Below are 14,158 nucleotides of genomic sequence, written 5' to 3' on the forward strand. Positions count from 1 at the left end.
CAGTATGACCGGCGTTCCGATGCACAAGGCCGAGTTGCGCGCACGAATCCTGGAAGCCAGGCGCGCATTGACCGCGAGTGAACGCCGGGCGGCAGGCGCGGCGCTTGCCCAGAGGGTACGGGACTGGGCACCACTGGCAAGCCCCGGGACGATCGCCGCCTACGTCTCCACCGGCACCGAGCCCGGAACACATGATCTGATCAACGCCCTCCATGCCGATGGCACACGCGTGCTACTCCCGGTGCTCCAGCCCGACAACGACCTCGACTGGGCCTGCTACGAGGGCCGGGACAGCCTTGCGAGGGCCTCACGGGGTCTTCTGGAGCCCACCGGAGACCTTCTGGGCCCCCAGGCCATCACCGCGGCGAACGCGGTGCTGCTGCCCGGACTCGCCGTGGACCGGCGCGGGGTGCGCCTGGGCCGCGGCGGCGGATCATACGACCGGGTGCTGCAGCGCTTGGCCGCGGCTGACGTCCACCCCGCGCTCGCAGTGCTGCTGTACGCGCACGAGGTGGTCGACACGGTTCCTTTCGAGCCGCACGACCACCTCGTCGACGCTGCCATCACCCCTGAGGGTGTCTCCCGGTTCCGTCACCCCGGCAGCGCGGCTACGGCGTGAGCGCCATCTTCGCCTTGGCAGCCTTGTCGACGCGCTTGTCGGAGTAGTACCAGGGCAGCAGCTTCCCGGCCGCCCACAGACTCGTCTGGTCGGTGTAGTGGGCGTTGAAGGCGTGGCCCGAGGCTCCTGTGAGGTTGATCCACCGGGACTTGTCGAAGTCCTGGAGGTTGACGATCATCCGCATGGAGGGCACCCACTCGACGTCGTACCCGCCGGCCGCGTTCCAGCCGGTGGCGTCGACGGCGGCCTCACCGCCGCTGAGCTGCCAGGGTCCGCGGTTCAGTATCGTCTTCAGGATGCCGGGGCCGTCGGTGCCCAGCGTCTGGTTCTTCAGCTCCAGCTTGTGCAGCCGGCCCCAGCTCCAGGTGTCTATGTCCTTGCCGAGCTTGGCGGTCAGTTCGTAGCGGGCGTCCTTCATGGCCTGCTGCAGCAGCTGGTCGCGGTCGCTGCGGTGCGACGCGTCCTGGTCGACGCCGTAGAACGCGGTGGTCGACATCGTCCACCACTGGCTGTTCGGCTCCTGGAGGATGTTGCGGACCACCTCGAACCAGCGGTCGCCGCCATCGGGCTGCGCCTCGTCGGCGTCCCGCTCGCCGCACTCCTCGACCGTCTTCGGCTTGCCGTCGAGGTCGTCGACGGGCCCCGTCGCCCCGACGGGAGGCACTCTCAGGCACTGCCCCTTGGGCCGCAGCTCCTTGGGCAGCTTGTTGCCGAAGGCCAGCTTCAGGACGTTGCGCCACACCGCGTTGAAGTAGGCGGCGGCAGCCGAGTCGGAGTCCTGGTTGTAGTCCCATCCCTCGAGCAGCTTCTGTGCGTCGCGCACATAGCTGCCCTTGTCGTTCTTTATGTTGATCTTCAGCAGGTAGGGCACGAGCAGCTTGGCGATCTCGCTGCTGTCGTCGTTCTGCATGGACTGCATGTCGTCCATGGAGATCTTGCCGCCGTCCTTGATCTTGGACGCGATGAGGTCGTTGATGCGCTGACTGCGCGTGCCGTAGTCCCAGTCGTCCGTCAGCAGGTAGGGGTACTTGCTCTGGTCGATGACAGCCTGGTTCGCGGTGACGATGTAACCGCTCGGCGGGTTGTACTCGTACGGCATCGCCTTGGTCGGGATGTATCCCTTCCAGTCGTAGTGCGAGTCCCAGCCGGGCACCGGGTAGGTGCCGTCGTCACCGGAGGCGCGCACAGGGACCTTGCCCGGCGCCTGGTAGCCGATGTTGCCCTTGGTGTCGGCGTAGATGAGGTTCTGCGACGGTACGGCGAAGTCCGCGGCCGCCGCACGGAACTGGGTGAAGTTCGTCGCCCTGTCGAGCTCGAACACCGCGTCCATGGTCTTCGAGGGCTGCAGCGCGGTCCAGTTCAAAGCGACCGCATAGCCGCTGTTGACGCCGCCTGGGGGGTCCGTGACGGGCGCGGTCTCACCGACCGTACGCAGTTCGTCGCTGCGGTCGGAGATCACCGGACCGTTGTTCGTCTCCCGGACGGTGATCGTGCGCGACTTGCCGCCGGCGACCTTGATCGTCTCGCGCCGCGTCGTGAACGGCACCTGCTTGCCGTCGAACAGGTACGTCTTGGCGGTGACCTTCTCCAGGTAGAGGTCGGTCACGTCGGCACCCAGGTTGGTCATGCCCCACGCTATGTCCTGGTTGTGGCCGATGATCACACCGGGCATTCCGGAGAACGTGAAGCCGGTGACGTCGTAGGGGCACGACTTGCTCAATGTGCGGCAGTGCAGCCCCATCTGGTACCAGACGGACGGCAGCTGCGGCGCAAGGTGCGGGTCGTTCGCAAGCAGCGGTTTGCCCGTCGTCGTGTACTTGCCGGACACCACCCAGGAGTTCGAACCGATGCCGCTGCCGGTCGGGCCGAGCAACGTAGGCATCTGGTCGATGATCTGGGAAATACCGGCGAGCTGGGTGTCGACCGAGCTGCTGATGTTCTGGGGGCTGCTGGAACTCGTGGAGTCCTGCGAGCCGGCCGAATCCGCCGGGGTGTACGTCTTGGTGGTCGGGTCGACCGTCCCCGCCTCGACGATCGGCTGGTTACGGCTGTAAGGGTAATCCGGGTAGAGCTGCTTGATCTGCGCCTGGCTGAGGCGGCTCGTCATCAGGGTGCGGTCGATCTCGTCCTGCATGTTGCCGCGCAGGTCCCACGCCATGGCCTTCAACCACGCCACGGAGTCGATTGGCGTCCAGGGCTCCGGCTTGTAGTTGTTGCTCAACGACAGCGCGGCGTACTCCAGGGACAGCGAGGCGCCGCTGTGGTCCGCCAGGTAGGCGTTGACACCGTCGGTGTACGCCTGCAGGTACTCCTTGGTGGTGGCGTCGAGTTCGGTGTCGTACTCCTTCTGCGCGACACCGCGCCAGTCCAAGGTGCGCAGGAAGGCGTCGGTCTCGACCTCGCTCTTGCCGAACATCTCCGACAACCGCCCCGAGGTGAGGTGACGGCGTACGTCCATCTCGTAGAAGCGGTCCTGCGCCTGTACGTAACCCTGGGCGCGGAACAGGTCGTCGGGGGTGTCCGCGTACAGCTGCGGAATGCCGTTGGCGTCCCGGTCGACGTCGACGGGTGCGGACAGGCCCTTGAGCTTCAGGGAACCCGACGTCTGCGGGAAGGAGGCGCGCACTGTGCTGACGCTCCAGTACGACCCGTAGCCAAGGCCCGCCACGAGCAGGAGCACGACCGCAATCACGATGATGCGTAGGCGGCGGGACTTCTTCCGTGCGGGCATCGCTGTCCTTCGAGGGCAGGGTGGACCGGATGATCAAGTGCTGGTTGTGCAAGGGCAACCATAGGCGCACGGGCTGTGGCCGGGAGACCGGGCGTCCGGGTGACCATACAGCGGACCAGGGAATGTCAAGGGAGGGTAAATTATTAGGTAAGGCAACGAAGTTGAAAGGACCGGGCCCCTGACTGTCCACCACCTGAACGAGATCCTGCTGATCGGCGCCGCGGTCCTGCTGGTCGCCGTGGTCGCCGTGCGGCTGGCCTCACGAAGCGGCCTGCCGACGCTGCTCGTCTACCTCGGCATCGGCGTGATCATCGGACAGGACGGCCTGTTCGGCTTCACCTTCGACAATGTCCAGCTCACCCAAGTGCTGGGCTACGCGGCACTGGTGGTGATCCTTGCCGAGGGCGGTCTCGGCACCAAGTGGCAGGAGATCAAGCCCGCGGTCCCGGCAGCATCCGTCCTGGCCACCGTCGGATTGCTGGCGAGCGTGTTCGTCACCGCGACCGCCGCGCACTACCTGGTCGGACTGGGCTGGCGACAGGCGCTGATCGTCGGCGCCGTGGTGTCGTCGACGGATGCCGCGGCGGTGTTCTCCGTCCTGCGCAACATCTCGCTTCCCACTCGGGTGACCGGCGTCCTGGAGGCCGAGTCCGGCTTCAACGACGCCCCCGTGGTGATCCTTGTGGTGGCGTTCTCCTCAACCAGCCCCGTCGAGCACTGGTACCGGTTGCTCGGCGAGATAGCGCTGGAGCTGGCGATCGGTGCTGCCATCGGCTTCGCGGTGGGCTGGATCGGCGCGTACGGCCTCAAGCGCGTCGCCCTGCCGGCGTCCGGCCTCTACCCCATCGCCGTCATGGCCATCGCGGTGGCCGCGTACGCCGCCGGCGCCATGGTGCACGGGTCGGGCTTCCTCGCCGTCTACATCGCTTCGCTCGTCCTGGGCAACTCCAAGCTGCCGCACCGCCCCGCCACGAGGGGCTTCGCCGAGGGACTCGGCTGGATCGCGCAGATCGGATTGTTCGTCCTGCTCGGGCTTCTGGTGACACCGCACGAACTGGGTGACGACATCGTGCCCGCGATCATCATCGGGCTGTTCCTGACGCTGGTGGCGCGGCCTGCCTCGGTGGCCGTCAGCCTCCTGCCGTTCGGTGTCTCCTGGCGTGATCAGGTGCTGATGTCATGGGCCGGCCTGAGAGGCGCCGTGCCCATCGTCCTGGCGACCATCCCGATGGTCGCCGACGTCGCGGACAGCGAACGGATCTTCAACATCGTCTTCGTCCTCGTGATCATCTACACCCTGGTGCAGGGACCGACGCTGCCCTGGGTCGCCCGGCATTTGCACCTCGGCGACACCGACGGAGCCGACGCCGCCGATCTCGGCATCGAATCCGCACCCCTTGAACGTCTGCAAGGGCACCTGTTGTCGGTCGCGATCCCCGGCGGCTCGAAGATGCACGGCGTCGAAGTCGGCGAGCTGCGGCTGCCGCAGGGCGCCGCCGTGACGCTGGTGGTGCGCGACGGCAAAAGCTTCGTTCCGCAGCCGGCGACCATATTGCGCAGGGGTGACGAGCTGCTCGTCGTAGCCACCGACCCGGTGCGCGATGCGACAGAGGACCGCCTTCGCGCCGTCGGACGCGGCGGCAAGCTGGCGGGTTGGCTGAGCGGCGGCGGGTGACCTCGAGGCACAGGAGGACAGGTCGCGGCTACGTATGATGAGGAGGTATTTGTCGAGTACGACCCCTGCCTGACGCAGGACCGGCGCGGGGTGCCCGCGCTGAGCGGACGGTCCTCGGCGCGAGCGCCTCCTATGGTGCGCACGCGCTACCAGGCGGCAGAAAGTCCGGAACGTGGCATCCAAGGTGCCGACATCTTCGTCGTCCCCCCTGCCTTCCTCGCCTTCCCTGAAGCCCCTGGCCACAGCTGCGCGGACGACGCCCGATGCGCGGACCGCGCAGAAGGCTCGCAGCACCGGGTACCGCGGGCTGCTTCGCACTCCTGGAGCATGGGCGTTCGTCCTGCCGGGATTCGCCGCACGGCAGCCGTTCGCGATGCTGACCATCAGCATGGTGCTGCTCGTCCGGCACGCGACCGGCTCCTACGGGATGGCGGGCGCCGCAGCAGCCATCACCGGAGCCGCGAGCGCCCTGTGCGCGCCTCAGGGCGGCCGTCTCGCGGACCGCTACGGCCAGCGCGCGGTCCTGCTGCCCGGGGCCGCCCTGCACACGCTGTCCGTGCTCGCCGTGGTCGTACTCGCGGTGTCCGGGGCGCCCGCCTGGGCGCTGCTCCTTACCGCCGTGCCCGCAGGCGCCACGGTCCCGCAGATCGGGCCAATGGTGCGGTCCCGCTGGTCCGTCGCCCTGGATGACCCCGCGTCGCCCCTGATGCAGACTGCGGCGGCCTTCGAGTCCGTGACGGACGAGCTCACCTTCGTGGTGGGGCCGGTCATCGCGACCGCGCTGTGCACCTCCGTCCACCCGGCGGCCTGCCTGGTCGCCGAAGCAGGGTTGACCCTGGTCGGTGGCGCGCTCTTCGCCGCCCAGCGCCGCTCCGAGCCGCAGCCGCACCGGTCGTCGGCGGACGGCGGCGTCAAGCACGCCTCCGCATTGTCACTCCCTGGGGTGCAGGCGTTGGCGATCGCCTTCCTAGGTGTCGGGGCAGTGTTCGGGGGCATGCAGGTGTCGCTCGCCGCATTCACCCAGGAGATCGATCGGCCGGGCCTGAACGGTGTGCTCTACGGCGCCTTCGCGGCAGGCAACATGGTGTCCGGGGCGATCTACGGTGCCGTGTCCTGGCGCCGTACACCCCGCGCTCGGCTCCTCGCCGCCTATATGGGTCTCGCGGCGGCCTGTGCCCCTCTTTGGGCCACCCACTCCCTGGCGCCGCTGAGTGTGCTGCCCTTGATCGCGGGTCTGTTCATCGCGCCCACAATCGTGACGGCGTACTCACTCGTCGACACCTTGGTGCCCCGGTCGGCGCGGACCGAGGCGTTCACGTGGCTCACCGGGGCGGTCGCTTTCGGACAGGCGATCGCGGTGACCGTCGCAGGCCTGCTGACGGACGCACACGGTTCGTCGGCCGGCTTCGCGGTGCCACTGGTGGGCACGGTGACCGCGCTCGCGGTGCTGATCGGGCTGCGCGGGCGCCTGGCCCCTCCCCCCGCAGGGGCGAAGGCGACGGGTGGGATCGGTCACCGTCCGCCGGTCTCAGTGGACTGACGGCGGGAAATACTGCACTATTGAGCGTCGTTAGCACTCAACAAGTGAGAGTGCCAGGAGGAGCAAGTGCCGACGTACCAGTACCAGTGCACCGAGTGTGGCGAGGGCCTTGAGGCGGTGCAGAAGTTCAGCGACGACGCGCTGACCGAGTGCCCCAACTGCGGCGGACGGCTGCGCAAGGTCTTCTCGGCAGTGGGCGTGGTCTTCAAGGGCTCCGGGTTCTATCGGACCGACAGCCGCGGCTCCTCGTCGAGCAGCACCCCGGCGCCCAAGAGCAGCACCTCGGACACCAAGTCCACCGACAGCAGCAAGCCGTCCACTCCGAGCAGCACGCCTGCCTCCGGCTCCTCCTCGTCATCGAGCAGCGCGTCGGTCGCCTGACCGGCGCCCCGGCACGAGCGCGGCACTCGTAAGACTCCGACGGCCCCCGCTGTCCACACAGCGGGGGTTCGTTGCGTCTTCGGCCCGATTAGGCTGCTCCCCATGGTCGAAAACAGCGGCGCGCAGACTCTGGCGGAGATCGGCGTCATCGGGGGATCAGGGTTTTACTCGTTCCTCGATGATGTGACGGAAGTCACTATTGATACGCCCTATGGTGCGCCGAGCGACTCACTGTTCGTCGGCGAGGTCGCCGGACGCCGGGTCGCGTTCCTGCCCCGGCACGGCCGCAAGCACCACCTGCCGCCGCACCGCATCAACTACCGCGCCAACCTGTGGGCCCTGGCGTCGGTCGGCGTACGCCAGGTACTCGGGCCCTGCGCGGTAGGGGGCCTGCGGACCGAGTACGGGCCCGGCACACTCCTCGTCCCCGACCAACTGGTCGACCGGACCAAGAGCCGGCTTCAGACGTACTTCGACGGCGAGACCCGTGCCGACGGCCGGACACCCAACGTGGTGCACGTGACCTTCGCCGACCCGTACTGCCCTGTCGGCCGGCGCGCCTCGATCGCCACCGCGAGGGCCGGCGGTTGGGAGGCCGTGGACGGGGGAACACTGGTCGTCGTCGAAGGCCCGCGGTTCTCCACGCGCGCGGAGTCCCGGTGGCATGCTGCGCAGGGCTGGTCGGTCGTGGGGATGACGGGGCATCCCGAAGCGGTCCTCGCCCGAGAACTCGGTCTGTGTTACACCTCGTTGACGCTGGTCACGGACCTGGACGCGGGTGCGGACACCGGCGAGGGCGTCTCGCACGAGGAGGTCCTCGAAGTGTTCGCGGCGAATGTCGGGCGGATGCGTGACGTCCTCTTCGACGTGGTCGGGGCGCTGCCGGAAAGCAGCGAGCGGGACTGCCTGTGCGTCGATCCCCTCGGCGGGCAGGACGCCGGCATCGAGCTTCCCTGACTCCGTCCGCCGGACGAGCGCGCGGGCGTCCGCGCGGGCGTCTGAGCACCGACGGCCGGTCCACGGTTCCTGGGCCCGCTCGAACTCCCGCGCCCGTTCGCCGGTTCCTCCCCCACCCGTGGAATCCAGGCGGGGGAGGCGGAGTTGCCGGGGCCCGACAGGGTTCGGCAGCGGTCAGGCGGTGGTGCAGGTGGCGGTGGGCCAGGTCCAGGTGCCGTTGGTCTGGAGTGTGATGCCCCAGGTGTTGCCGTTGCCGTTGGGGGTGGCGACGAGGGTTTGGGCGTCAGGGTAGGAGGCGCTGATGTTCCAGGTGGCAATGATCTTCTCGGGGGTGGGGACGTTCACGGTGACGCGCCAGGCGGAGGAGCCGCTGACAGCGATGCTGAGGTTGTAGCGGTCGCTCCACTGCTCGCCCGCCGTGAACTGTACGGTGCAGCCGCTGCCGCCGCCCCCGCCGGTGGTGCCGCCGGTGGTGCCGCCGGTGCTCGTACCGCCGGAAGTGGTGCCGCCGCCGCTGTCCACCGTGATGCTGGAGTTGCCGCTGCTCTGGTAGCCCTCGGTGGCGAGGATCATGTAGTTGAAGGTGCCGAGGTTCATGCCGTGGCTCGCCCAGGCGTCAAAGTGGTTGCCGGTGGTGATGGTGCCGCCGGTGCGCTTGGACTGCCGGACGCTCCAGTACTGGTTGAAGGTCGCGGTGCCGATGATGGAGGGGGCGTTGACCCGCTGGGTCTCGTAGATGTCGTACGTGCCCCCGTCGCTGGTGACGGTGCCCTTGTAGGTGCCGGTGGGCCGGTAGGTGCCGTAGTTGTCGACGATGTAGTACTCGACGAGCGGGTTGGTGGTCCACCCGTACAGGGACAGGTAGGCGTTGCCCGAGGGGTTGAAGCTGCCGGAGTAGTCGACGGCGCGGCGGCTTCCGGTGGCCCAGCCCTTGCCGGCCACGAAGTTGCCACTGTTGCTCCAGGAGGTGCCGTAGGAGCCGCCGGCGCCGAGGTTCATCGAGGTGGAGCCGCCGCCGTCGGTCCAGAACGAGTAGTAGTAGCCGTTGTTGGTGCCGGTCTGGCTGGTAGTGATGATCGTGTCGGCGTTGGCGGTGCCCGGCAGGATCATCGCGGCCGCGGCGACGAGCGCGGCGGCGCACAGTGTGCCGAGCAGCAGGCGGAACAGGCCCGCTCTGCGGCCGTCCGGGCGGGGCGCGACGGCGCCGCCCGCGGGGGCTTCATGTGTCCGGTTCATCATGTGCGTGCTTCCTCCTTGTGAAGGCGTGGGGGTCAGGCAGCACGGCCCCGACGGAGCGACGGGCGCCCCGCGGTGACGGCGAACAGTGTTGAACCGGCCCATCGGACTGTCAACACTTTCGGCATGATTTACGAAAGAGTCGCCGCCAGTTCGGCGGCGCGGCCACGCCAATGTCCCTGATCAATGGCCGGATTGGACAGACGAGCCACGGCGGACGCGATCCATGGTTCGCGAATGACGCACTCGGTGTCGGGATAAATTCTCGAAACTTTCGCCTATCTTCACGAAGATGCGACGATGCGACGGCACACCCCCGAGGCGGTTCCCCGGACGCCCTCCCGTCCACGCGGCCAACCGGCCGCGCGGCGCGCGTCCAGTCGTGGGAGCGCTCCCGGCGCGAACACGACACGGCGGCAAGCCGCCAAGGACCCGCATTGACCGGCGGATCACCCGCGCTGGATTTTTGTGCTGGCCACTCCCCCCACACCTCCCCCTCCGACAACGTTGCCGGCTTCCCCCGCCACCTCCGGGAGTCCCCTTGCCAGTCAGACCCATACCCGACCGGCCGGCCACCGCCCGGCCGCGCCCCGCCGCCGCGGCAGCGGCCGCCGCGCTCCTCGCCGTCCTCGCAGTCCTGGCGGTGCTGCTCCCCCAGCAGGCCGTCGCCGTTCCGGCCTCCGCCGGGAGTGGCACCGCCGGCGGTTCCAGCGCCGGCTCCGGTTCCAGCGCCGGCTCCGGCTCCAGCTCCGGCTCCGGCTCCGGCACGGGCGCCGGCTCGGTCGGCGCCGAACCGGCCTGCGGCACCCCGCAGCCGGGCCACTTCAGCTGCTTCGCGCTGCGGCGTACCGACCGCACCCCCTCCCTCGGCGTGCGGCGCGACAGTTCGGGTGCCGCCGCGGCCCCGGACGGCTTCGCACCGGCCGACCTGCGCGACGCGTACGACCTGCCGGCCGACGGCGGCGCGGGCGCGACCATCGCGGTGGTCGACGCCTACGACAACCCCGACGCCGAGTCGGACCTCGCGGTCTACCGGGCGCAGTACGGCCTGCCCGCCTGCACCAGCACCGACGGCTGCTTCCGCAAGGTGGACGAGTACGGCGGCGCCGGCTACCCCGCCTCCGACGAGGGCTGGGCGTCCGAGATCGCGCTCGACCTCGACATGATCTCCGCGGTCGCCCCGCAGGCCCACATCCTGCTGGTGGAGGCCGACTCGGCCGGCTCGGACGACCTGGGCACCGCGGAGAACACCGCGGTCGGGCTCGGCGCGCAGTACGTCTCCAACTCCTGGGGCGGCTACGGCGACAGCACCGACGATCTGGCGTACGACTCCGCGTACTTCGACCACCCCGGCGTCGCGGTGGTCTTCAGCTCGGGCGACGACGGCTACGGCGTCAGCTACCCGGCGTCCTCGCCGTACGTGACCGCGGTCGGCGGCACCTCCCTGGTGCGCGACTCCAGCTCCCGCGGCTGGGACGAGTCGGTGTGGAACGGCGTCACGCAGGGCGCGGACGGCCCGCACTGGGGCGCGGGCGGCTCCGGCTGCTCCGCGGTCGAGCCCAAGCCGCCGGCCCAGTCGGCGGTCGACTGCGCCGGCCGCTCGGTCGCCGACGTCAGCGCGGTGGCCGACCCGGCCACCGGCGTCGCGGTCTACAACTCCTTCTCCGACGTGGGCTGGAACGTCTACGGCGGCACCAGCGCCTCCGCGCCGATCATCGCCGGGGTGTACGCACTGGCCGGCACCCCTGTCACTGGCACGTACCCGTCGTCGTACCCGTACGAGCGGTCCGGGTCGCTCAACGACGTGACCCGCGGCGACAACGCCAGTTGCGCGGACAGTTCACTGTGCGGCTACGGCACCACCCCGCAGTGCACGCCCGCTTACACCTGCCAGGCGCAGCCCGGGTACGACGGGCCGACCGGACTCGGTACGCCCGAGGGCACCGCGGCCTTCCGGCCCGGCCCACACGGCACGGTGGGCGGCACCGTCACCGACTCGGCCACCAAGGACCCGATCTCCGGGGCCACGGTCTCGCTCGGGCAGTACAAGGCGACCACCGACGCCAAGGGCCGCTGGACGCTGGACATCCCGGCCGGCTCCTACCCGCTGACGGTCACCGCGTTCGGCTACGCCGACGACGACGGCGGGACGGTGGACCTCGTTGACGGGGACGTGCTCACCAAGGACGCGGCGCTGACCGCGGTGCCCTCGCAGGCGCTGTCCGGCACGGTCAAGGACGGCGGCGGGCACGGCTGGGGCGTGTACGCGAAGGTCACCCTCGACGGGGTCCCCGGCACGGTCTTCACCGACCCGGCCACCGGGCACTACACGGTGAAGGTCCCCATGAACCGGACCTACACCCTGCACGCGACTGCCCTCTACCCCGGCTACAAGACCGCCGACGCCACCGTGGCGGTCGGCGCGGGGCCGAAGACCGCGGACCTGTCGCTGCCCCTGAACACGACCGGCGCGCTGCCACCGGGCTACCAGGTCGCGTACCACGGCGGCGGGCTCCAGTCCTTCGCCAACTCCACGACCCCTGACGGCTGGACGGTGAAGAACAACACCGACGCGGGCGGCTGGCAGTTCGACGACCCGCTCAACCGCGGCAACCAGACGGGCGGCACCGGGCGGTTCGCCGAGGTCGACGACTACGCCCTGGGCTGGAAGGACGCCGACACCGAACTGATCAGCCCTTCGTACGACTTCAGTGCGGAGAAGAACCCGCAGTTGCAGTTCGACACCGCGCTGCCCGCGCTGTACCGGGTGGCGGGCCTCACCGCGTCGGTGGACGCGAGCACCGACGGCGGGTCGACGTGGACCACGCTGTGGCAGCACACCGATGTCGTGGGCGGGCCCGCGCACGAGACGGTGCCGCTCACCGCGTACGCCGGGAAGTCCTCGGTGCGGCTGCGGTTCCACTTCACCGGCTCGCTGACCGGCATCTGGCAGATCGACAACGTGGCTGTCGGCACCCCGACGCTGGTCACCCGCCCCGGCGGGCTGCTGGCCGGGCAGGTCACCGACGCCAACACCGGTGACGGCGTGGTCGGCGCGACCGTCTCGTCCGCGGACGCGCCCTCGGACGCCGTGCACACCGTCGCCTCCCCCGGCGACCCTGCCGTCCCGGACGGCGTGTACTGGCTGTTCGCCGCCGCGGGCAAGCAGCAACTCACGGCGGGGCTACCGGGCTTCGGCTACCCGGATGTCACCGCGAAGGCCAAGGTGACCGCGAACGCCGTCACCACCGCGGACTTCGCACTGCACCCGGCCCAACTGCGCTACTCGGTCTCGTCGGTGGCCGCCGACGTGTCGTGGGGAGCCAGCCGGACCGTGCGGGTCCAGGTGAAGAACACCGGCGGCTCGCCGGCCACCTTCTCGCTCGGCGAGCAGGACCTCGGCACGGCGAAGCCGGCCGCCGCCGGGCCCGCCGTGCGCCGCACGGCGTCGGCGCTGACCCCCAACGGGCTGTTCACGGCAGCGCCTTCGAAGGCCGGAGCGGAGAACGGCACGAAGGACGGTACGAAGGCGGGCACGACGGCCGGAGCGAGCGGCGGTGCGGGCCCGTCCGCCACCGCGCCTGCCGCGGACCAGGCGTGGCAGCCGCTCGCCGACCTGCCCACGGCCGTCTACGGCGGGCTCACCGCCGTGGACCAGGGCGTGCTCTACACCGGGCTCGGCGAGACGGCCGACGGCCGCTGGAGCAAGGACTTCTCCTCCTACGACCCGGCCACCGGCACCTGGAAGGCGCTCAGCAGCCCGACCACCGGCCGGATCTACCCCGCCTACGGCGTCATCCGCGGCAAGCTCTACGTCACCGGCGGCCGCGACGCCTCAGGCGCGGCCATCGCTGGCGGCGAGGTCTACGACCCCGCCACCGACACCTGGTCGCAGATCGCCGACCTGCCGCACCCCTACGGCGCACCCGGCTCGCTGGTGATCGGCGACAAGCTCTACCTCGTCGGCGGCTGCGACCTGCTCGGCTGCGGCTACAACGACGTGCAGGTCTACAACCCGGCCACCGACACCTGGTCGGCCGGCGCCCCCTACCCCGAGCCGATCTCCTTCTCCTCCTGCGGCACCGCCGACGGCATCGCGTACTGCGCCGGCGGCGCCTACCAGCCGGCCGACGGGGCGCCCACCGACACCGCCCACACCTACAAACTCGACCCCGGCACCGGCTCCTGGCAGCGGGTCGCCGACGCCCCGTTCGACTTCTGGGGCGGCACCGGCACCGCGGCGGGCGGCAACCTGCTGACGGCCGGCGGCCAGGTGATCAGCGCCTCGGCACTCACCAACGAGGTGCACCTGTACGACCCGGCCGACGACTCCTGGTCCGCGCTGCCGAACCTGGCGCAGCCACTGCTGGGCGCATCGTCCGCGCCGGGCTGGTACGTGACCGGCGGCGTGGTCGCGGGCAACATCCCGCAGGCGACCGTGCAGGAGCTGGCCGGCTACGGCCAGGCACACGGCGACGTGCCGTGGCTGGCGGCCTCGGCGAAGAAGCTGACGGTCAAGGCCGGCGGCTCGGTCACCGTCAAACTCACCCTGGACGCCAGTGCGCTGACCTCCGCGGACCTCGGCGACCACCGGGCGGCGCTGCTGGTCGACAGCGACACGCCGTACGGGTCGCCGTCGTTGCCGGTCACCATGTCCGTGGTGGCTCCGGCCGGTTGGGGGCTGCTCGACGGCACGGTCACCGGCCGCGCTGCCGACGGCACGACCGCGCCGCTGGCCGGCGCGGTGGTCGAAGTGGACTCCGCGCAGGGCGACTTCACCCTCACCACGGGCACGGACGGCAGGTACGCACTGTGGCTGCCGGCCAAGGACAACCCGCTCACGGTGATCGTGGCCGCCGCCGGCTACCGGCCCGCGACCAGCACCGTACGGGTGGTGGCGCAGGGGGCGGTGAGCGCGGACTTCACCTTGCCGCACCTGTGAGCGCGCCGGTCGGCTGAGCGCTCAGGTCCGCTGAAAGCTCAGGTCCGCTGAGCGCTCGGGCACCTTTGAACGCCCGG

8 protein-coding genes are annotated in these 14,158 nt (G+C 70.1%); 6 read left to right on the forward strand and 2 right to left on the reverse strand.

Annotated elements, in window-relative coordinates; genetic code table 11:
- The first annotated feature begins 4 nt into the window (after nucleotides 1–4).
- Nucleotides 5–619 carry a 5-formyltetrahydrofolate cyclo-ligase gene (locus AC3EVP_RS18790; protein WP_435131240.1) on the forward strand — a complete coding sequence of 205 codons (615 nt, stop codon included), beginning with the start codon at nucleotides 5–7 and terminating at the stop codon, nucleotides 617–619.
- Here AC3EVP_RS18790 and AC3EVP_RS18795 read toward each other — a convergent pair.
- The gene (locus tag AC3EVP_RS18795; protein WP_435131242.1) at nucleotides 609–3,350 is read right to left on the reverse strand and encodes a penicillin acylase family protein; all 2,742 of its coding nucleotides are present in this window, start codon (nucleotides 3,348–3,350) and stop codon (nucleotides 609–611) included. The two genes, AC3EVP_RS18790 and AC3EVP_RS18795, sit on opposite strands and share 11 nt — an antisense overlap.
- 178 nt (nucleotides 3,351–3,528) lie before the next feature.
- Between AC3EVP_RS18795 and AC3EVP_RS18800 the strand changes: the two genes are divergently transcribed.
- The 4 genes from AC3EVP_RS18800 to AC3EVP_RS18815 all read left to right on the forward strand — a co-directional run bounded on the left by AC3EVP_RS18800 (nucleotide 3,529) and on the right by AC3EVP_RS18815 (nucleotide 7,903).
- Nucleotides 3,529–5,025 carry a potassium/proton antiporter gene (locus tag AC3EVP_RS18800; protein ID WP_435131343.1) on the forward strand — a complete coding sequence of 499 codons (1,497 nt, stop codon included), beginning with the start codon at nucleotides 3,529–3,531 and terminating at the stop codon, nucleotides 5,023–5,025.
- 235 nt (nucleotides 5,026–5,260) lie between these two features.
- On the forward strand, nucleotides 5,261–6,565 hold the full coding sequence (locus tag AC3EVP_RS18805; RefSeq protein WP_435131345.1) for an MFS transporter: 1,305 nt from the start codon (nucleotides 5,261–5,263) through the stop codon (nucleotides 6,563–6,565).
- 66 nt (nucleotides 6,566–6,631) lie between these two features.
- Complete coding sequence (locus AC3EVP_RS18810) at nucleotides 6,632–6,946, forward strand: FmdB family zinc ribbon protein (protein ID WP_435131244.1); 315 nt, start codon at nucleotides 6,632–6,634, stop codon at nucleotides 6,944–6,946.
- Between the two features lie 102 nt (nucleotides 6,947–7,048).
- A complete protein-coding gene (locus AC3EVP_RS18815) occupies nucleotides 7,049–7,903 on the forward strand; it encodes an S-methyl-5'-thioadenosine phosphorylase (protein WP_435131246.1) in 855 nt (284 codons plus the stop codon).
- A gap of 174 nt (nucleotides 7,904–8,077) precedes the next feature.
- Here the strand turns inward: AC3EVP_RS18815 and AC3EVP_RS18820 are convergent, their stop codons facing one another.
- Complete coding sequence (locus tag AC3EVP_RS18820) at nucleotides 8,078–9,013, reverse strand: glycoside hydrolase family 11 protein (RefSeq protein WP_435131346.1); 936 nt, start codon at nucleotides 9,011–9,013, stop codon at nucleotides 8,078–8,080.
- Nucleotides 9,014–9,680: 667 nt separating this feature from the next.
- Here AC3EVP_RS18820 and AC3EVP_RS18825 point away from each other — a divergent pair.
- Nucleotides 9,681–14,081 (forward strand): carboxypeptidase regulatory-like domain-containing protein, encoded by a 4,401-nt coding sequence (locus tag AC3EVP_RS18825; RefSeq protein WP_435131248.1) that lies wholly within the window; start codon nucleotides 9,681–9,683, stop codon nucleotides 14,079–14,081.
- Nucleotides 14,082–14,158: the final 77 nt, after the last annotated feature.

Source organism: Actinacidiphila sp. bgisy144 (assembly GCF_057708105.1).